Below are 19,305 nucleotides of genomic sequence, written 5' to 3'. Positions count from 1 at the left end.
AATTAAGGGGTGACAAAATGAAAGGTAAATATTTTTTATTAGGCTTAGGACTTGGCATTACAAGTACATATTTAGTAAAAAAACGAGTGGAGCAATCGAAAATCTCTTCTGATAAGGCACTTGCAATCGTTAAAAAAGCCTTTAAAGAAAGAGGTCCAATTGATGGATCATGGATTTACACAATCCCAGAAATCTACTCTAATGATCATTTGACATATGAAGTTTATAAAGCTGGTATTTCTCGCTCTGTAGATAATCAACTTGAGCAATATGAAGCTTATATCGATATCTACACTGGAGTTATTGTACACGTTGAACAGCTTCATTAAGCATGACAGAATGTATTCTATAAAACTTTTTGCTTAACTGAAAAATTATCGAATTGCTTCTAGTCTTCTTCTTAGCCAACTAAATATTATACGATATTACCATTTGATAATAAATGAGTTTTTCACAAAGGGGATGATTTACTTTACATCCCCTTTGTTATAATAGTTAAGCTCTATTACGCTCTACCTTTTCCAATATATTACCTTCTTTATCCCACTTTATTCCCCGGTAAAATGCATCATGATAAAATATAAACCAGGCATTTTGGGATTCCCCAAACTCCAGCCATTTTTGTTTATTTTCAATGGATGTCATTGGATAATCATCATAGGCTAGGACCCATAGTGGATTTTTATGTGCATGTGTTGGCATTAAATCAGCCATATGGACAACAGTATCTTTCTCATCTTGAAGGATAACTACGCTATGACCATCACTATGACCACCAGTATGATGCATTTCTATACCTTCTATAATCTTGATCGAAGTTTCAAATGTTTCAACTTGATGTTGAATTGCTTCCCAATTTTCTTTCCAATATGTATTACGTGATCGGATATTCGGATTTCTCATTTCTTCCCATTCAATAAAAGAGGTAATAATTCTTGCGTTCGGAAAAACAGATATTAACTTATCATTTTCCCACTTTGTTAAACCACATGCATGGTCAAAATGCATATGTGTCATAAGAATAATATCAATATCATTTGTTTCCAATCCTAACTTCTTTAATGATTCTTCCACCATTGACTCTGCTCTTACACCATAATTTCTAAGCTGCTTTTCATTAAACTTTCCAGAACCAACACCTGTTTCTATTAAAACATTAAGTCCATTTTTTTGCACAAGCATAGGATCAGTTCTTAATTCAATCTGATTTTTATCATTGACCGGATATTTTTTAGACCATAACGGTTTCGGCACAACACCAAACATTGCACCACCATCAAGAAATGTTACCCCACCATCTAACCATGTGATTTTTGTTTGACCAAATTGAAGTATTTCCACTTAAATCCCTCCCTTTATTATCTTATCATAACTATATTCTATGATGGAAAGGAGAAGTTAGGTCTCATTATGTAAATTCTACATAAGCACTGACCTTTTCGTTTTACGTTTTAATACCTTGAAGCAAACCAAGCTATTCTATTGAGAATAATCTTAAATGAGAGGGGGATTCACAGAAATTATTTAAGAAAAAACAAAAAAACAGTGAATATCACTGTTTTCTCTAGCTAAATATTATATATCTTCATTCATGTATTTTGCTTCAACTCGATAAATTCTTTGACCTTTGCCTGAGAACTTTTCTTCATACTCAGTCATAATGTTTCCTTCGAAATCACTATTATGCAGATCTAAGCTTAGATATTTCAGCTGTAAACCATATTCCGAGAAGCTGATTAAAGAATACTCAAATAATCCCTGGTTATCAGTCTTAAAGTGAATTTCTCCACCCTTTATTAATATCTTTTCATATAAAGATAAGAAATCCTTATACGTTAGACGTCTTTTTGCATGACGAACTTTAGGCCATGGATCGGAAAAATTTAAATATACTCGATCAATTTCATTTTCATCAAAATACTCTGATAAATCCTTTGCATTAACATTTAACAATTTGAAATTTTCAAGTTGTAAATCTACTGCTTTTTGAACTGCTGCTACAATAACACTGTCAAAAAGCTCAATTCCTATATAATTAATGTCTGGATTTTGTTGAGACATTCCCGCTAAGAATTGTCCTTTACCAGTACCAACTTCAATATGAATTGGGTTATGATTACCGAATATCTCGTGCCATTTTCCTTTATATTGCTCTGGATTTGAAATAGCATATTGAGAATGTTCTGTAATAAAATCATTTGCCCAAGGTTTATGACGTAAACGCATGAAGACACCTCTATCGATTTATTATCGTTCTAAAAGATACCATGAATGGTACATGTTATCAAGTATGAAAAAGTGTAAAACGAATTTTAAGTTTGTGGCAATTTTGTCTAACTATATTACAGATAGACTAAAAACTAGGAGGCTGACTATAAAGTCAACCTCCTAATTTTTATATCATCTATTTATACCTGTATATTTTTACTCAAGTAATGACAAATTATAGTTATATGTTTTATGAAAAGGAGTGTTTATTTTGCCAATTCAATATCATGATCAAGTAAATTTACTAAAAGATATATTATCAGAGCATCAAAGCGAATGCTGTGGAACTGTAGCAGAGTGTGAACAACTTGAAAGAGTCATAAAATCCCTTATGGTAAACTCTAACACAAATCCTAATGTGAAAAATATGCTTGAAGACATTTATACTTATAGTCAGTCAGGGAAAAACTCAACTGAGTTAAATCAACATATCCAATCACATCAAGAACAACTATCTCAATGGGTTGAAGATATTAACACTTATTCCTGAGAACTGCTTTTGATCTTATTGATAATGATTGAAATATGTTCGATCCAATTATCCATTTCTTTGTTATTATTTTTTGCATGATACCATAAAAAAGATGTAATAGCTTGTAATAGAACATACCAATAGATTCTCGTTTTCAGGTTTAAATTAAGCTCTAATCCGTATGCTGAAAGCCATGCTTCCCAATCTGCTTCATCTATATACCAATATAATAATATACCTATATCAATAGCCGGGTCAGCAATCATAGCTCCATCCCAATCGATTAGGTAAAGCTGATTATCCTCAGATATTAACCAATTATTATGATTAACATCACAATGACAAACAACCTGGTCATTACATTGTACATCTGGAAGCTGCTCAATTAATAAATCAATAGCATCCCTAATTTCTGGGGTCTCGATTTTCTCAAAAACAACCGCTTGCTGTATATCTTCAATTATGGAGTTAGGAGTTAGCGGTTGCTTTCCTAATCTTCTTAACATATCCAACAGCTCTTTAGAGCGATGTATTTTTCGAAGAAGCTCAGCCACATGCTGACCATGCATATCTACCGCTTTTAATTCTCTCCCAATAAGCCGATGTTGGGCTGTTATAACATCTCCATTTTCCATCCGCTTCGTCCACATTAATTTTGGAACAATACCTTCTGCTGAAAGCACAGCTAAAAACGGAGAACTGTTACGCTTTAGAAAAAGCTGCTGTTCATCTTTTGTTGCAAAATATGCATCACCTGTTGCACCACCAGCAGGTGTGATTTTCCACTCGCTACCTAATACTTCTTCCAACCAGTTCACCTTCAATTTCAACCCAACATTTCATATAAGTATTTGAAAAGCACAAGCATCTTTATTCCAACCACAAGAATTAATAAATACTCTATATTTCACAGTCACATCAGACGCTTGAACTAGACTCTAAAACATCAAGTAAAAAAACTTATACATATTACTTATGCTATTAATATATATTGACTTCAAAAATACATCCGCAAATTCAGCATAAAATTTATAGTAACTTTCTTTAATAAAAAGTACAACAACATTCTATTAAAAGCTTTGATAAGCCTTACATTGTCTAAAATGATTTTTGCTGATAAATAAGAATATGTTACAGTTCATCATGACCTTGCCTCTACTTCTAAAGGAGCTAGTATCAATCGAATAAGTTTAACAGAGCCAAAAATAAAAAAGATAGCTGATAGTGATTATAGAACGTACACTATAGCCATCCTATTAAATTTTATCTCCTAATTATGACGGTCGTCAAGTAAAAGTCGAAATCCTACTTTTTACAGAAAACATACGTTCCTAATTCTCGTATATCCACCTGATTATTTACTGGTGATGGATTATATAATACTACCCTATGAGGATTAACTATTTCTTTCCATCCTTCTCCCAAAGGAAGCTCTATTGAATAAGAAGCATCTGGGTGATTATTGTGAATAATATATAGGAAATTCCAAGGCCCTAGTGTTTTTACATCTTTTAAAAGGTAACAAATCAATTCCTGCTCCCGATCATCAAATAATAAATGCTCTTTTATTAAAGAAGAAGATGGTAAACGGAAAGCTCCATGAAGCTTTCTCAGTTGTATTAGCTCTTTAACATATTCAATATTTTCTTTATGAGTAGAACGCTCATTCCAATTGATCCAATTAATTTCATCTGATGAATTATAGCTATTTTCAACACCTTGTTTTGTTCTAAAGAATTCTTGTGCTGCATGGATAAAAGGAACTCCTTGCGAAAGAAGCACGATACTAGTTGCTAATCGATGTCTTGCTTCTCGTAGCCTGTTATCCTCGTCAGGCGCGTAAAGCTGGAAACGATCCCACATTGTATGGTTATCATGTGATTCAACGTAATTTATTGACTGGTGAGGATCTAAAAACATATTTGCAGACCCACTTATTATATTTTTCATTTGTTCATATTTTTCTAAATTAGTGTAAACAAATCCACAATCATCCACACTAAATGTACTACCTTTGATCACATCTCTGAACTGATCATTGAAAAAGCTGATTTTGGGAATTGTATTCGCATTGGCAATCGTTGCTTTCTTATCACCTGCTAATGGAGTATTTAAATCCCAGCCTTCTCCTAGTAAAAATGCATCTTTTTTAATCGATAAAATTCTACTCTGCAACTCTTTCATTGTGTCAATATCCATAATCCCCATCAAGTCAAACCGAAAGCCATCAACATCATATTCTTCTAACCAATATTGAGCACAATCAAGAATAAACTTTCTTACCATGCTTCGTTCTGAAGCAAGATCATTTCCTACGCCTGTTCCATTTGAAGCAAATCCATTTTCATCATGTCTAAAGTAGTACCCTGGTAGTAGCTTCTCAAAAGATGAATTTTCCTTGGAATAAACATGATTGTATACAACATCTATAATAACTTTAAAACCACATTCGTGGAGCTTTTGAATGAGCTTTTTGACCTCGATAATTCGTTTATAAGGATCTCTTGGATTTTGTGAATAGCTGCCTTCTGGTGCAAAAAAATGTAGAGGATTATAACCCCAGTTATACGAATCTAGTGGATTTGTTTCATCTACTTCTTCATAATCATTTATCGGTAATAACTCAATATGAGTAACACCTAGCTCTGACAAATAGGATAGACCTGTTGAATCACCATAGCTATTGAGTGTTTCTGTTTCTAACCAGCCGTCATATTGTCCTTTATTCACTATTCCACTATCAGGATGAATTGAAAAATCTCTTATGTGAGCTTCATATATAATTGCGTCTGTTTTATTTTCGAGGAGAGGGGTACTTATTTTTTGAATAGCTGTTTTTTCTTTATTAATAATTACACCATATAATCCATTTATTGATACAGCTTTTGCATAAGGATCAATGACTTCATTCCACATTAAATTTATACAGGTGAGAAACGTATAATAGCTTTTTTCGTAATCACCTTCAAGAGTGATTGACCAGGTTCCTTTTTCACACCTTACCATCTCATATGTTCCATACTCGTTGATGTTTTGATCATAAAGTCTAAGCTTAACTTCTGTTGCAGTTGGAGCCCATACTTTACAGATTATTTTCTCATTGAAATAGGTAACACCTAGATCATGACCTTCATAAGCAAACATGTTGTCAAATTCATTTAACCGAATAACAGCTCCTATTTGCAAATCTGTTTCGCTTCCATCATCATCAACAATATTGTATGTTTTACCAAATTCAATATCGCAATCTGGCTTACATATATATTTTATATAGCCTTCTATAAATACTTTTTCTTTAATTAATAATGCTTCACTATAGTCTTCTAACTTAAGATAGAAGGTTTTATCTTCACAATCTTGATCGATTGGGATAAGAATCGTTATTTCATCCATCGTATCTAAGAACGCTTCAAATGACCTATTTATACTTAACATGTTATGCCCTCCAGACGAGAGTTTTTATTTATGACAAATAGAGCTCTATACAGCTTAATTAGATGAAAATTGGATTGAAAACGCTCTTTATTTTGGTTTAGTTACTATTTATTGCTTCAACTCACATGCATTCACTCAACCTACACCTGAGTTTTACCAAAGCCTACTAAATTAAAAATATACTATAACGTCCCTAAATAATAATTGAAGCATGCGACTTTTTTACAGATATTTTCACTGGGCATTCCCCTACAACATCACCATCGGCATGTAACAGGATATTCACTTCAGATCGTGCTGCTACTTCTTGACAAATGGTCTCCTTCACAGCTTTTCTCTTTAATTTCTTACTAAAAATTGGTGTCAATAACATAAGAAAAAGTTGATATCTATTAATATCACTAACAACCGCTACATCTATATATCCATCATTTGAATTAGCTTTAGGTGAAATAAGCATATTCCATTGTGTATTAGGACGATTTGAAATGGTAATAAACCATACATTTTCGTAACTAATGAGCTCTCCATCTATTGTCATGTGTATGTCAAAAGGCTGATAATTCAATAGTACCTTAATTAAGCTTGTCATAAACTTAATACGCTTTATTAAAAAAGATTTACTTGTGTTTGTTAATGTTTTGGCTTTTGTATCAACTAATTCAGCATTTAATCCAATCCCAAAACGATTAATAAATGCTCTGCTTGAGCCTTTTCTTTCTAAATGAAAATCTCCAAGGTCCATAGATGCTAATGGCTTTGTAAATTGTTGTCTTAAATATTTAACTGCCTTAATTGAATTACTCGGTAGTTTCGTTCCTCTAGAAGAATCTTTTCCACTTCCTGCATAAATAAAACCTATTTGAATTTTATTTACTGGAGTTAAGCCATTAATTATTTCATTGATGGTTCCATCCCCACCAATACCAATAATGGTTTTTAAACGATAGTTTTGGATAGCTGCAATTTGTCTAACAAGAACCTCTGCATGTCCTGCATATTCAGTATAAAAGGAGCGATAAGATACTTTATTTTTCTCAAGCTCTTTTTTCACCTTTCTCCATGTCTTCAATGATTTACCATGACCAGCTTTTATATTAATAATAAAAAATAATCCATTCATGTTATGGCTCCATTATCCATATTATTTTATGTATGTTAACCTATTATGTTCTAGTTTTATAGAAGCTCTTTTCTTTAAATAAGGCTTGTCAAGGCTCTCGAGTAAGAGCCTTACAAAATACCCTTCCTCGAGAAATCAATTAGATTCATCCCATTCTGATCGATAGTAGGAATTTGTTAGACAGTGAGACAATAACACCTGTGCTGCTTTTAACTGAGCGTGCTTGAGTGGTGCAGAAGATTGTCGTAATCTTTGAAACCAGTTTTCATATGTGCGTTTATCTAAAATAGTAATATCGTAAGGAGCAAACGGATAATCGATATATCCATTTCGACTAATAATTAATTTTTTTACAGGAAGTTCTACCCCTTGTGAAGAAAGAAGTTTCTCTACAACTGTTCCCGTCCGATTTAAGCTAATGAGAGGATTTAAAAATTTCTTTTCATGTTCTCCTCTTCTCACAACCCAAAACTTCTCCTTTGATCCTGTGAAAATAGCTTCATCTAGCTGCTCAACAAAGGACAGACAATATATTTCTGTTGTTCCAATTAGAATAATCTCTAATTCAACAGGTGCATTTTTCAATTTAAAAATTGGACGATATAGTAATAGAAACTGATCAGGAAGGCGTTTCATGAAATAAGGAAGATATTTGTCTCTGTAGATCGCTATATCAACAGAGGATTTTTCTCTTATTGTTGAGCTTGCCCACCTTATTTGAAACCGAAAAATATAATCTAAAAACAAGTGTTTCAAATCATCCACAGTTTTCGGAATTGTTGTAAACTGAAACTGCAATTCTTCGTCATCAAGAGCTGCCTCATTTACTAGTGGCTTAATCTCTTGCTGTTCTATCTCAACCTCATCTTTTGAAAACCGATTTTTCACTTTTTGTAGAAAAGTTTGTTTTTCTTCTTCTTGCTCTATTTGGATTTCACTAACTTTCATTACTGTGTGAAACATATTGTTTTCCCATGCTTTTGATACCTTATCCCACTGCTGTCTTTTCAAACGGATAAATTGACTTGGATAACGAAAAGCATCAATTTCATATCGTGAAATATAATCATATAGTTTAATTAATTGTGCCAATCGATTTTCAACTCCTCAGGATCTATAAAACAATAAATAATCTAATTAGGCTGTTTTCGTAAACTTTGTTATTTTTAGCATCCTATCCGAAACACCTCTGTATAAATTCTAGTGGCATCTTTTCTTCTACAGATTGTCCCTTTTATTCGATAAAACACTTGTTCTAACAGATAATTAGCAATAATCTTTAAGAAAAGAGCCTTCAAAAAGAGTGTTATTCATAAATATAGTTGTGATTATTTTTAGTTGATAAAAGATAATATAACAGGACATAAAACGCTAGTGAAAATTGCACTTATAGTTAATGCAATAGAACTGACAGCACCTTCTACACTCCCCATTTCAAGAGCTCTTGCTGTTCCTATACCATGTGAAGCAGTACCAAATCCAATTCCTTTTGAGATGGAATTCTTTATTTTCAGCGTTTTTAATACAAAGGGACCCATCACAGCTCCCGATATACCAGCTACCATAACGTAAACAGCAGCCATAGCTGGCGTACCACCAAGTAATTCACTTATTTCCATCGCAATGGGAGTAGTCACAGACTTAGGCGCAATTGAGTACAATAGCTCCTTATTAACACCAACTATCACACTCAATATGACTCCACTTATCACTCCAATTAGCGATCCTATAAATACGCTAATAAAGATATTGACTACGTTACTTTTTATCAGCTTCCGATGATCATATAATGGAATAGCTAAAGCTACAACTGCTGGACCCAAAAGTCCATCAATCCACTTTCCACCGTACATATAACTTGTATAAGGTATTTTTAAAGTAAGTAAAAAACAAACTGCAATAAAACTAGCCGTGAAAATTGGGACCAGAATCGGGTATTTAAAGTGAACATACACTTTTTTCATCAGCGCATATAAAGAAATTGTCATAATAATAAAGAAAATACCAAGAATGATCTTCATAATGACAGTCCTCTATCCTTTTTCATTTCTTCACCTTTAGTTAATATAAAATCACTAATTAAAGAGGACGTAACCATTACAATAAAAGTACTTATAAAGGCAATAGCTATTGTTAATAAGCCTTTTCCCTTAAATAGCTCGAGATAATCGATAACCCCTACAGTCGCCGGGATAAATAATAAAGGTAAATGCTTTAGTAAAAAGGTTCCTCCCAGTGAAAACCATTTCCTTTTTATAAATTTAAAGTGCAGTGCAGTAAATAGTAGTAGCATTCCTATAATACTTCCTGGCACGGGAATTTGGCTTGCAGTTTGAATATATTCACCTATTAAATAGATTCCATACAGCAGAATAATTTGAAATGAAATTTTAACTATATTCATCCCCATTTCTCCTTGTTTAGAAAAGGAAAATTGACTTTCACTTCATACTTTGGAGCTCTATTGAGATGTGTTTGATAGAGGTTAATTTGTTCAACATATAAGGAATTTTTTGTACTTTTTGTAAAGTGCTCTTCATAATCTATCGGTTTAATGAAATTATCTTCCGATATCCATTTTCGTGCAATTGTAATATGTGGGCGAAATGGTTTTGAATCAAGATGAATTCCAATATCTTTACAAACATTATATACTTTTTGTTGCAAATCAGCTAAAGCAGCAGATTCTTCTAAAGAAATCCATAAAATCCTAGGGTGTTCCTGTTTTCCAAATGTATCAATTCCATTTAAATTCAATAGAAAAGGTGAATAAACTGAAGTAGTTTCGTGTAAGATTAATTTTAGTTTCTCCAGCTTTTCTGTTTCCTCTACATGTCCTAAAAATGCTAATGTAATATGGTAGTCCTCTGGATGAACCCATGATTTGAATGGTAAATCCTCTTTATTAAACAAAATCCATTTATGTATGATTTCTTTATTGTACTCATCTATTGGAACTGCAATAAAAAAATGAGTGTTATTCTGTTTTTGCATAAACTAAACCCCTTTTCTTAAGGCTTTTGCTGTTAAAAGACATCGTAATGTTATTAATAAGCATCTACCACTAGACTTTAAAATGATGCTACCTAAATTTAATATCAACCGTTAAGAAATGACCACTATTTATTACTATATTTTATCCCACATATCTGTGTATTAAAAGTATAAGAAATAGATTCTAATGATCCTACAAAGAAACATATAACTAAAGGCTAATCCTCGTATTTTCATATGAAATTATGTTTTGGTATAATATAATTTTATTGATAGGTTCAACATTATATAGAAATACTTTAATTAGACTGGTTACAAAAGTATTTGATAAAGAATGGCTTATGATAACCTGTAGATTGATTTTTAGCCTTAGCAGAAATCAATCTACAGGTTTAAGAGCAAGAAATAAAAAGGGATGTGAAGTAATGAAAGTTGTAAATAATGTTGCAGAATTAATTGGAAATACACCTTTAGTTAAATTAAATCGAATAAATCCAAAAGAAGGTGCAGCCATCTACTTAAAATTAGAATTTTTCAATCCTAGTGGAAGTGTAAAAGATCGTGCTGCTTATAATATGATTATAGAAGCTGAGAAACAAGGCCTATTAAAGCCCAATTCAACGATTATTGAACCAACAAGTGGAAATACTGGTATTGGGATTGCGATGAATGCAGCTGCTCGTGGATATAAAGCGATACTCGTTATGCCAGATACTATGACTTTAGAACGAATTAATCTTTTAAAGGCATATGGAGCAGAAGTTGTGTTAACACCTGGTGATGAAAAGATGCCAGGTTCAATAAGAAAAGCAGAGCAGTTAACGAAGGAAATACCAAATGCCTTTATGCCAATGCAGTTTGACAACAGTGCAAATCCTGACGCACACCGTTTGACGACAGCTAGGGAAATCATTGATGCAATGGATGAGATAGGAAAACCTCTTTCAGCCTTTGTTGCAACTGCTGGTACAGGAGGGACGATTACTGGCACAGGTGAAGCCTTAAAAGGGCACTACAAAGATTTATCAGTTCATGTTGTAGAACCAGCTGGATCACCAGTCCTATCAGGTGGTAAGCCTGGAATGCATAAGTTAGTTGGGACTAGTCCCGGCTTTATTCCATCAATTTTAAACCAAAATGTCTACGATGAAATTTTCAAAATAGAAGATGAGCAAGCATATGATATAACAAGAAAACTAGCGCGTGAGGAAGGTCTATTAGTTGGTCCATCATCAGGTGCTGCATGTTATGCTGCGATTGAGGTAGCAAAGCGACTAACACCTAATGATGTTGTTGTCTGCATCGTATGTGACACAGGTGAGCGATATTTATCAAGTGACGTATTCTCATTTGAATAGAGAATAAGCTTGCGCACTTAAGGAGAGAAAAATAATTTCTCTCCTTTTTACATTTACATTTAGCTGTATTCGGATGGAAACCAAAAAGAAAAAACCTTATGTTTTTTTACTATACTGAAACCAGATTAATACAGGAATCGCTATTGTTGACAAGCAACCAAAAAATAAATACACATGCATGACCGTATAAGCTTCCATGATTAACCCTCCAACAAATGTACAAAACCAATTTCCTAACCCATTGCCAATAGCAGAGTATAGTGAAATAGCTGTTGCCCCTACTTTTTTTGGAGCTAAATCCCTTACATACTGAATAGCAGCTGGTATGAATAATCCAACGGAAAATCCTTGGGCAATGGTTGATAGATAAATAACATATAATGGTGGTTCAATAAAATATAAAAACCATCGAAGTGCAGAAACAATCGTTGCCAAAATAATGATCTTAATGATTCCCATCTTCGCAATCATTCTTCCCGCAACTTTCATAAAGGGTGCTTCACTTCCCGCAGCGAGGAGAAAAGCAATACCAATCCCAGTTAATCCTCCACCAACTTCTGAGATTAATATACCAAAATAGATATTGTTAGCTAATATAGGTCCTAATACTAAAAATGTGACAAACAGAAAGATAAAATACCTCGGTACATTTGAAAGCTCTTTTAATCCATCTTTTATACTAATCTTCATTGATTGATTTTCTTTAGGCAATCTCCAAGCAAATACACACGCAATGACTAATGTGATAGAGAAACCATAAAAAATGATAGACAAATTAGTTAAATCTGAAATCCAACCAACAATTAACACAGAAACAGCAAAGCCTACTGCTCCCCAAAGGCGTATAGATCCATATTGAGCCTTAGTTTTTTGGACATAGTTCATAGCAATACTATCTGATAAAGGAATAAGAGCACTTTGTGTTATCGCTAGGAGAATAGCAATAATGATAATCCATGAATAATTAGCGACATATGAATAAACCAAGCCAAAAATTGCTGTGAAAATTAACGCAATGGTTAGCAAATAAGTTGGCCGCTGAGTCATATCACTTAATACACCCCAAAGCGGCTGAACTAGAATCATAATAACAGGGCTTAAAGACATAATTGTTCCAATCTGACTTCCTGTTAAACCAATCACATCGTTTAAGTAAACTGATAATAATGGAAAAAGAGAACCAAAGCCAAAAAAAATAAAAAAGTAATACAAATAAAAATTCCTATTAATAGCTCTAGCTTCTTGCTGTGGTAATGAGTAACCCATAATGTTCCTTCTTTCTACATAGCTTCTTAAAAGATAGGCACTGTTAAAACATTGCTGTTGATGTCCGTTACCGGTATTATGCTTCAATCAACAAAGTGCTAAAAATCAACATTATGCTGTAACATAGCCAAAAAATAAAAAGAAAAGGTACACTCAAATAACGATCTCTAAATAACCTACTTTAAAATAGAATATTTTTAAAGAGAAGAGTTCTTTTGAGTTACCTTTATAAAATTCCATATTTATCCTACCACATTTTCACTAACAAAACTGTTTTTTATTTTGCAAGCTCATAAATAGCTTGTGCATAGATTGCTGTTGCTTTTAACAAATCTTCTATTATGATATGTTCATCCTTTTGGTGAGCAACATCTGGTCTTCCAGGAAACAACGGACCAAATGCAACACCTGCTTCTAATGATCTTGCATATGTTCCGCCACCAATAGCGATTAATTCAGCTTTTTCACCTGTTTGTTCTTCATATACCTTTTTCAGGGTTTGAATTAATGGATTACTTTCCTCTACATGATGTGGCTTCGAATCTGAAAATGTATCTAATTTAAAGCCTTTCACCTTTGAAAACCCTTCATTTATTTGATCAGAGTCTCCTGTTACAGGATAACGAATATTTACTCCAATTGTGCCTAACTGATTTTCCTGATAAGACATGACTCCTGCATTAACAGTTAATTCACCACTTATTTCATCTGCAACGGCAATGTTCAATTTTTCACCCCGTGTATCATTAGAAAAATTGTCCACTATAGTTTTAATATAATGACTACCTTTTGAATCTAATGCATAATGAGATAAAAATTCAGCTAGCAATAGACCAGCATTTACACCATTGTTTGGTTCCATAGCATGTGCAGAAACACCTTCTATTTCTAAATGCAAAACATCGTTACTACTTTCACAGCGACCTTTGACATTCGCTTTTTCAATATATGTTTTAAAAGCACCCTCAATAGAGTTGAATTCATCACAGTTCTTAATTACTGCACTCGCTAAATCAGGAACCATATTAAATCTTCTTCCTGAGTTAAATGACTCAAGAACATAATCACTAGTACCCTTGTTATTAATGAATTCTTGTTTTAACGTTAGATCAATAATCCCCTTTTCCGCAAAGATAATTGGAAAATCTGCATCTGGTGCAAATCCAAGTTCAGGCATTTTTTCATGTTTAAAATAATGCTCAACACAACGCCAATCACTTTCCTCATCAGTACCTATAATCATTCTTACATTCTTTGTAAGAGGTAAACCAAGGTCTTTTACGATCTTCATTGCATAAAATGCAGCAATAGTTGGTCCCTTATCGTCCATTGCTCCTCTAGCAAAGATTTTACCATCTCTTATCTCTGCCCCGTAAGGATCGCTTGTCCATCCATCACCTTCTGGAACAACATCCACATGGCAAAGTACGCCAACAATTTCTTCCCCACTTCCCTGTAATTCAATATGACCAGCATATCCATCAAGGTTTTTTGTTTGAAACCCTTCTTTTTCTCCTAATTTTAACAAATGAGAGAACGCCTCATTTATTCCTTCTCCGAAAGGTGCACCTTCCCTTATTGAGTCTTCATCTAAAACACTTTTTATTTTCAAAAATGATTGTGTATCTTTTATTAAATCCTGTTTTCTTTTTTCTACTTCATGATTCCAATTCATTATGTATACCTCCTAGTAGTACAAATCTTTTAATCCTTTACTAACATACCAGACACTTACAGTAGATAAAAGAGAGAAACTATTTCTTCTTCTAATACTACATAAGATTAAGATGAAATAAAAATAAAGAAATATACTTTTATACCTCTAAATTTCAAAAAATCACTTGCAAAAACACCTAAAAACGAATATTATTATAAAGGTTTTCATCATTGTTCGTAAAACACAGGGGGTTCACATGTTCAAATTAGCAGAAAACAACACAAATGCTCGTACTGAAATCATAGCTGGGATTACGACCTTTTTAACAATGGTTTATATTGTTGTCGTTAACCCGATTATTCTGGCTGATGCTGGAGTACCATTTGATCAAGTATTTACAGCTACAATTATTGCAACAGTTATTGGTACTCTCTGGATGGCTTTATCAGCAAACTATCCAATTGCGATCGCTCCTGGAATGGGTTTAAATGCATATTTTGCTTATTCTGTAGTAGGTGCAAATGAAAATATTTCTTATTCTACAGCATTTTCAGCAGTATTTATTGCTGGTATTTTATTTGTTATTTTATCTTTAACACCATTTCGTAAAAAATTAATAGAAGCAATTCCAAGTAATTTAAAGCATGGTATTACAGCAGGTATTGGACTTTTCATTGCATTTATTGGTCTGCGCTTAACTGGTATTGTAACATCTGATCCTAACAACTTAGTTGCATTAGGTGATCTTCATTCTCCATCAGTTGTACTAGCTTTAATCGGACTTGCAGTCACATTAGTATTAATGAGCTTAAATGTTCATGGTGCTCTTTTTATCGGTATGGTGATTACAGCGTTAATTGCTTTTTTCACTGGGGAACTTGTTTTTAAACAAGGGTTCTTCGCTTTACCGAGCTTACCAGAAGGATTAATTGTAGCAAATCCATTCACTGCTATTGGTGATGTTATTTCACATGGCTTATATGCAGTTGTGTTTTCTTTCTTATTAGTTACTATATTTGATACAACAGGTACAATGATTGGTGTAGCCCAACAAGCAGGTTTAATGAGAGGCAATGAACTTCCTAAAGCACGTACTGCTCTATTAGCTGACTCTGCAGCTACCACTGTTGGAGCAATGTTTGGAACAAGTCCAACGAGTGCTTATATTGAATCTTCTGCAGGAGTTGCAGCAGGCGGAAGAACAGGATTAACTACACTTACAGTAGCCATATTATTTGGTTTCACTTTGTTATTTAGTCCTTTAATTGGTGCAGTATCTGGAATTTCAGCTATAACTGCTCCTGCACTTATCATTGTAGGAAGCCTAATGATGGGTGCTATATCTGAAATTAATTGGAAAGAACTTGATGAGGCTTTTCCAGCATTTCTAGTTGTTCTAAGTATGCCTCTAACATCTAGTATTGCAACAGGTATTGCTTTAGGATTTATCTCATATCCTTTAATGAAAATTGCAAAAGGAAAATGGAAAGAAGTTCATCCATTTGTTTATCTTTTCGCTGTACTTTTCTTCATACAACTAGCATTTATTGGTGGACATTAATTACTAGATAAAGAAATAAACAAATTTCAAACGAAAAAAGTCCGATTACTATTTCCTTGTAATCGGACTTTTTTATGTTATTGTTTTGTTAAAATAAGTGGTCCTTCTTTTGTAATGGCAATCGTATGTTCATATTGAGCTGATAGCTTACCATCAATTGTTCTAGCCGTCCATTTGTTATCATCCATTTTTGATTGCCATGCACCCAAATTGACCATTGGCTCAATTGTAATAACCATACCTTCCTTTAAACGAACCCCTTTATTTTGTTCTCCATAATGAAGGATCGTTGGAGCTTCATGGATGGTTCTGCCAATACCGTGACCAGTAAAATCTCTTACAACAGATAAACCTTCACCTTCAACATACGATTGAATTGCATAACCGATGTCTCCGATTCGATTACCAATAACTGATTGAGTAACAGCACGATTCAAAGCTTCTTCTGTAATATGCAAAAGACGAGTTGCTTCTTCTGAAACCTCACCAACAGCATATGACCAAGCTGAATCTGCTAATGCACCATTTAGATTAACAACCATATCAATTGTCACAATATCGCCGTTCTGCAATGGTGTATTCCTTGGGAATCCATGGCAAATTTCATCATTTATTGATGCACAAGTTGCATATTCATAACCTTTATAACCTTTTTGTTCAGGAGTAGCACCATGTTGAGCTAGATACTCATCAACAAATTTATCAACCTCAAGAGTTGTAACACCAGGCTGTATCATTTTAGCTATCTCTTTATGACAGTTTGCTAATAGCTGCCCAGCTTTGTGCATTAATTCTATTTCACGTTTACTTTTTAATATAATCAAAAACATTTCCCTCCGTTAGCCACTCATATCTATTTATATATGCAAAAGAGTACCACAAGATGAAACACTATTCAAAATGAATGTGGTCTTTTCAAGTTATTTTGAATTATACCCTTTAGAACTAAGCTGTTTTCATTTACCATATTTTCACAACCAATAAAGTAGCTATATCAGATATGAAAATACTGTTGAAAGAATGGTTAAGAATAAAACGAATAAAATAGCTGGTAGCACAATTAATTTTTCACATTTCTTTTGTGAAAGAAACACATAATCCTCCTTACCATAATCTTTAGATAAATATGGATTTTGCTTGATTATTTCTTTAAAGAGTAAAACAAGCCATTCTTTAAAGAAAAACCAAAAGGCTATAAAAGTAAGCCATTTTAACCATATTGGTGTTAATAAAACCATCGTACTCGTAATGGAAATAAGCTGTAGATAATTAATTACATTTGATTTCCCTCGAAGAAATTCCTTGATAAAAAGCTCTGTAACACCATTTACAGGATTACGGTCACTAAAAATCCTTGTAGAATTACGCCATAATAACCAAGATTTCTTTTTTAGCTTTTTTACCCTTGGTACGTTTATTTCAGGATTTACCGCAAACAAAAATCTGATTAACTTCCCTTTATTCACTTGTTCCTTTTCGACATCAGTATAAAATGTTTTATATTGACCTTGATAAACCCTAATTTGCCATAGAGATAAGAAAATAAATAGAACAGAGATTACTATAGAGAAATTCACGTTATTTAATTGTGATCGTACAGCGAAATAAGAAACACATGCAAAAAGCAAAAACGAGAAAATATCTATAAACACTTTCTTAATAGTACTTAAATGATATATGGCTTGTTTATAGGACACGATTAACATATTTAAGCTAAAGAAATAAAAAATAAGCTGAACAAAATGACTTAATTTTATTGAATCAAAATGATTTGTTAGTGGTAACAAAAGAAAGTAAATACACAGCCATTTAAATAAGATTAAACAAATAGAATATAGTGCACTTATATATCTTAGCTCCACCATTTTCGAGGTGTGTTGTATTAAATATAGCTGATCCGCTTCCTCCATATATGTACGAATTAATCCTTGCCCTGATAATAGATAACAGCCTAAGAAATACACGAATATTGGAACATTACTTAACCAAATTGGAAGTGAGTGCCAAAAGGAATGATAAGCAATTCCTCCAAAAATCAGAGAAGGAATAAGAAGATAGACGATTATTGTCCAATCAAAAACAGATAGAAGAATGTTAGATTGATAACGCCAATCAATTTTTGCACGTTTTATCCATAATTGTTTTCCATTCATCTCGAAGATCTTCCTTCAGCTATAATGTGGAAACAGTCTAGTAAAGATGAATTAGGTACTCCACTCGCTAGCTGTATTTTATCTAGAGTTCCCTCTGCTACAATTGTTCCATCTGAAATAAGGATAAAGCGATCACATATCCTCTCAGCCGTATCAAGAACATGTGTAGACATTAATATGCTTGCTCCTCTTTTTCTTTCCTGCTCCATTATTTCTAAAAACCTTTTAATCGCACTAGGATCTAAACCAATAAATGGTTCATCAACTATATAAACATCAGGCTTTAGTAAAAGGGCTTGTATGATCATTACTTTTTGCTGCATGCCCTTTGAAAAAGTTGCTGGCATTTCATGCTTCACTTTTTCCATTTTAAAAGCTTCAAGAAATTCATGGCTTCTTTGTTCAAGGGTTATATCATCAATTCCGTTAATAGAAGCTAATAAATCTAGATGTTCCCATAATGTTAAATGTTCATAAAATATCGGCTTTTCAGGGATATATGCATATACACTTCCTTTTTTCCACATAACTTCACCATTAACATATTCAATAACTCCTAATATTGTTTTAATCGTTGTGCTTTTCCCAGCACCATTTGGTCCGATAATTCCAATCAACTCACCACTTGATAAAGAAAAGTCAATGTCCTTTATAATTGATTGTTTTTCTTCATATCCTGCTTCATTTATTTTAACAGTTAACATATTCATCCATTTCCACTCCTTCTTTCTTAATACGATAACAATAGAAAAAAAGATTCATAAAAATATTCAAGAAAAACAAATTAATTGTCATAGTATTCAGAATAGGAGTCATATAAATTTATTATATTAAGTACGCGCGTGCTTACATAAGTTAGTTGTATCAAAGGTCCTCGTTTTTTATCATTAACTCTTATTTCATCACAAACTTTATTTTTAAATTTGGACTGCCTTAAGGATAATAATAATCAAAATAATTGACTTAAATGGTTATTTAAAATGTAAATATTTCGTAAATTGAAACATTTCTCTGGATT

The 19,305-nt window shown here is 33.0% G+C and carries 18 protein-coding genes; 4 read left to right on the top strand and 14 right to left on the bottom strand.

Translation table 11 applies throughout. The features are described from left to right. Positions 1 to 17: 17 nt before the first annotated feature. Entirely contained in the window at positions 18 to 329 is a 312-nt protein-coding gene (locus JOC75_RS20415) for a PepSY domain-containing protein (RefSeq protein ID WP_204955815.1), read from the top strand. A 166-nt stretch (positions 330 to 495) separates the two neighbouring features. On the opposite strand, the gene JOC75_RS20410 is transcribed toward JOC75_RS20415, so the two are convergent. Together JOC75_RS20410 and trmB are read right to left on the bottom strand one after the other, a co-directional pair. Next, positions 496 to 1,341, bottom strand: coding sequence for a YtnP family quorum-quenching lactonase (locus tag JOC75_RS20410; RefSeq protein ID WP_338036615.1), 846 nt, complete (start codon positions 1,339 to 1,341; stop codon positions 496 to 498). Between the two features lie 234 nt (positions 1,342 to 1,575). Continuing rightward, positions 1,576 to 2,226, bottom strand: coding sequence for a tRNA (guanosine(46)-N7)-methyltransferase TrmB (trmB, locus tag JOC75_RS20405; RefSeq protein ID WP_204955814.1), 651 nt, complete (start codon positions 2,224 to 2,226; stop codon positions 1,576 to 1,578). 253 nt (positions 2,227 to 2,479) lie between these two features. On the opposite strand from trmB, the gene JOC75_RS20400 reads away from it, so the two are divergent. Continuing rightward, a complete protein-coding gene (locus JOC75_RS20400) occupies positions 2,480 to 2,758 on the top strand; it encodes a YtzH-like family protein (RefSeq protein WP_204955813.1) in 279 nt (92 codons plus the stop codon). Here the strand turns inward: JOC75_RS20400 and JOC75_RS20395 are convergent. The 7 genes from JOC75_RS20395 to thpR form a co-directional block, all read right to left on the bottom strand. Beyond that, entirely contained in the window at positions 2,749 to 3,558 is an 810-nt protein-coding gene (locus tag JOC75_RS20395; protein WP_204955844.1) for a phosphotransferase, read from the bottom strand. The genes JOC75_RS20400 and JOC75_RS20395 overlap by 10 nt on opposite strands. A gap of 487 nt (positions 3,559 to 4,045) precedes the next feature. Then, complete coding sequence (gene pulA / locus JOC75_RS20390; RefSeq protein WP_204955812.1) at positions 4,046 to 6,175, bottom strand: type I pullulanase; 2,130 nt, start codon at positions 6,173 to 6,175, stop codon at positions 4,046 to 4,048. A 193-nt stretch (positions 6,176 to 6,368) separates the two neighbouring features. Then, the gene (locus JOC75_RS20385; RefSeq protein WP_204955811.1) at positions 6,369 to 7,298 is read right to left on the bottom strand and encodes a diacylglycerol/lipid kinase family protein; all 930 of its coding nucleotides are present in this window, start codon (positions 7,296 to 7,298) and stop codon (positions 6,369 to 6,371) included. Between the two features lie 135 nt (positions 7,299 to 7,433). Then, positions 7,434 to 8,390 carry an NERD domain-containing protein gene (locus JOC75_RS20380; protein WP_204955810.1) on the bottom strand — a complete coding sequence of 319 codons (957 nt, stop codon included), beginning with the start codon at positions 8,388 to 8,390 and terminating at the stop codon, positions 7,434 to 7,436. Between the two features lie 242 nt (positions 8,391 to 8,632). Continuing rightward, positions 8,633 to 9,319: an LrgB family protein gene (locus JOC75_RS20375; protein WP_204955809.1), complete on the bottom strand. Its 687-nt coding sequence runs from the start codon at positions 9,317 to 9,319 to the stop codon at positions 8,633 to 8,635. Further along, positions 9,316 to 9,702, bottom strand: coding sequence for a CidA/LrgA family protein (locus tag JOC75_RS20370; RefSeq protein ID WP_239589598.1), 387 nt, complete (start codon positions 9,700 to 9,702; stop codon positions 9,316 to 9,318). The genes JOC75_RS20375 and JOC75_RS20370 overlap by 4 nt, the downstream gene beginning before the upstream one ends. Beyond that, positions 9,699 to 10,292: an RNA 2',3'-cyclic phosphodiesterase gene (gene thpR, locus JOC75_RS20365; RefSeq protein WP_204955807.1), complete on the bottom strand. Its 594-nt coding sequence runs from the start codon at positions 10,290 to 10,292 to the stop codon at positions 9,699 to 9,701. The genes JOC75_RS20370 and thpR overlap by 4 nt, the downstream gene beginning before the upstream one ends. Before the next feature lie 425 nt (positions 10,293 to 10,717). Between thpR and cysK the strand changes: the two genes are divergently transcribed. Further along, complete coding sequence (gene cysK / locus JOC75_RS20360) at positions 10,718 to 11,650, top strand: cysteine synthase A (RefSeq protein WP_204955806.1); 933 nt, start codon at positions 10,718 to 10,720, stop codon at positions 11,648 to 11,650. 96 nt (positions 11,651 to 11,746) lie between these two features. On the opposite strand, the gene JOC75_RS20355 is transcribed toward cysK, so the two are convergent. Together JOC75_RS20355 and pepV are read right to left on the bottom strand one after the other, a co-directional pair. Further along, positions 11,747 to 12,916 carry an MFS transporter gene (locus JOC75_RS20355; RefSeq protein WP_204955805.1) on the bottom strand — a complete coding sequence of 390 codons (1,170 nt, stop codon included), beginning with the start codon at positions 12,914 to 12,916 and terminating at the stop codon, positions 11,747 to 11,749. A 277-nt stretch (positions 12,917 to 13,193) separates the two neighbouring features. Next, positions 13,194 to 14,591, bottom strand: a complete 1,398-nt coding sequence (pepV, locus tag JOC75_RS20350) for a dipeptidase PepV (RefSeq protein ID WP_204955804.1) — start codon at positions 14,589 to 14,591, stop codon at positions 13,194 to 13,196. Between the two features lie 238 nt (positions 14,592 to 14,829). Here pepV and JOC75_RS20345 point away from each other — a divergent pair, with 238 nt between their 5' ends. After that, positions 14,830 to 16,134: an NCS2 family permease gene (locus JOC75_RS20345; RefSeq protein ID WP_204955803.1), complete on the top strand. Its 1,305-nt coding sequence runs from the start codon at positions 14,830 to 14,832 to the stop codon at positions 16,132 to 16,134. A 77-nt stretch (positions 16,135 to 16,211) separates the two neighbouring features. Here JOC75_RS20345 and map read toward each other — a convergent pair whose 3' ends face one another. The 3 genes from map to JOC75_RS20330 form a co-directional block, all read right to left on the bottom strand. Beyond that, positions 16,212 to 16,958 (bottom strand): type I methionyl aminopeptidase, encoded by a 747-nt coding sequence (gene map, locus JOC75_RS20340; RefSeq protein ID WP_204955802.1) that lies wholly within the window; start codon positions 16,956 to 16,958, stop codon positions 16,212 to 16,214. Between the two features lie 165 nt (positions 16,959 to 17,123). Further along, positions 17,124 to 18,287: an ABC transporter permease gene (locus JOC75_RS20335; protein ID WP_204955801.1), complete on the bottom strand. Its 1,164-nt coding sequence runs from the start codon at positions 18,285 to 18,287 to the stop codon at positions 17,124 to 17,126. Next, the gene (locus tag JOC75_RS20330; protein WP_204955800.1) at positions 18,284 to 18,997 is read right to left on the bottom strand and encodes an ABC transporter ATP-binding protein; all 714 of its coding nucleotides are present in this window, start codon (positions 18,995 to 18,997) and stop codon (positions 18,284 to 18,286) included. The genes JOC75_RS20335 and JOC75_RS20330 overlap by 4 nt, the downstream gene beginning before the upstream one ends. Between the last annotated feature and the right edge of the window lie 308 nt (positions 18,998 to 19,305).

This window comes from Metabacillus crassostreae (genome assembly GCF_016908395.1).
Lineage (GTDB): Bacteria > Bacillota > Bacilli > Bacillales > Bacillaceae > Metabacillus > Metabacillus crassostreae.
The sequence above is the reverse complement of the archived record's forward strand: the minus strand, read 5'-3'. Positions and strand labels throughout refer to the sequence as shown.

Excerpts from the sequence above, each read along its gene's own strand:
- JOC75_RS20335 (WP_204955801.1), bottom strand. The coding sequence starts at position 18,287 with ATGAATGGAAAACAATTATGGATAAAACGTGCAAAAATTGATTGGCGT.
- JOC75_RS20355 (WP_204955805.1), bottom strand. The coding sequence starts at position 12,916 with ATGGGTTACTCATTACCACAGCAAGAAGCTAGAGCTATTAATAGGAAT.
- JOC75_RS20385 (WP_204955811.1), bottom strand. The coding sequence starts at position 7,298 with ATGAATGGATTATTTTTTATTATTAATATAAAAGCTGGTCATGGTAAA.
- thpR (WP_204955807.1), bottom strand. The coding sequence starts at position 10,292 with ATGCAAAAACAGAATAACACTCATTTTTTTATTGCAGTTCCAATAGAT.
- pulA (WP_204955812.1), bottom strand. The coding sequence starts at position 6,175 with ATGTTAAGTATAAATAGGTCATTTGAAGCGTTCTTAGATACGATGGAT.
- JOC75_RS20370 (WP_239589598.1), bottom strand. The coding sequence starts at position 9,702 with ATGAATATAGTTAAAATTTCATTTCAAATTATTCTGCTGTATGGAATC.
- cysK (WP_204955806.1), top strand. The coding sequence starts at position 10,718 with ATGAAAGTTGTAAATAATGTTGCAGAATTAATTGGAAATACACCTTTA.
- JOC75_RS20330 (WP_204955800.1), bottom strand. The coding sequence starts at position 18,997 with ATGAATATGTTAACTGTTAAAATAAATGAAGCAGGATATGAAGAAAAA.
- trmB (WP_204955814.1), bottom strand. The coding sequence starts at position 2,226 with ATGCGTTTACGTCATAAACCTTGGGCAAATGATTTTATTACAGAACAT.
- JOC75_RS20345 (WP_204955803.1), top strand. The coding sequence starts at position 14,830 with ATGTTCAAATTAGCAGAAAACAACACAAATGCTCGTACTGAAATCATA.
- JOC75_RS20415 (WP_204955815.1), top strand. The coding sequence starts at position 18 with ATGAAAGGTAAATATTTTTTATTAGGCTTAGGACTTGGCATTACAAGT.
- pepV (WP_204955804.1), bottom strand. The coding sequence starts at position 14,591 with ATGAATTGGAATCATGAAGTAGAAAAAAGAAAACAGGATTTAATAAAA.
- JOC75_RS20375 (WP_204955809.1), bottom strand. The coding sequence starts at position 9,319 with ATGAAGATCATTCTTGGTATTTTCTTTATTATTATGACAATTTCTTTA.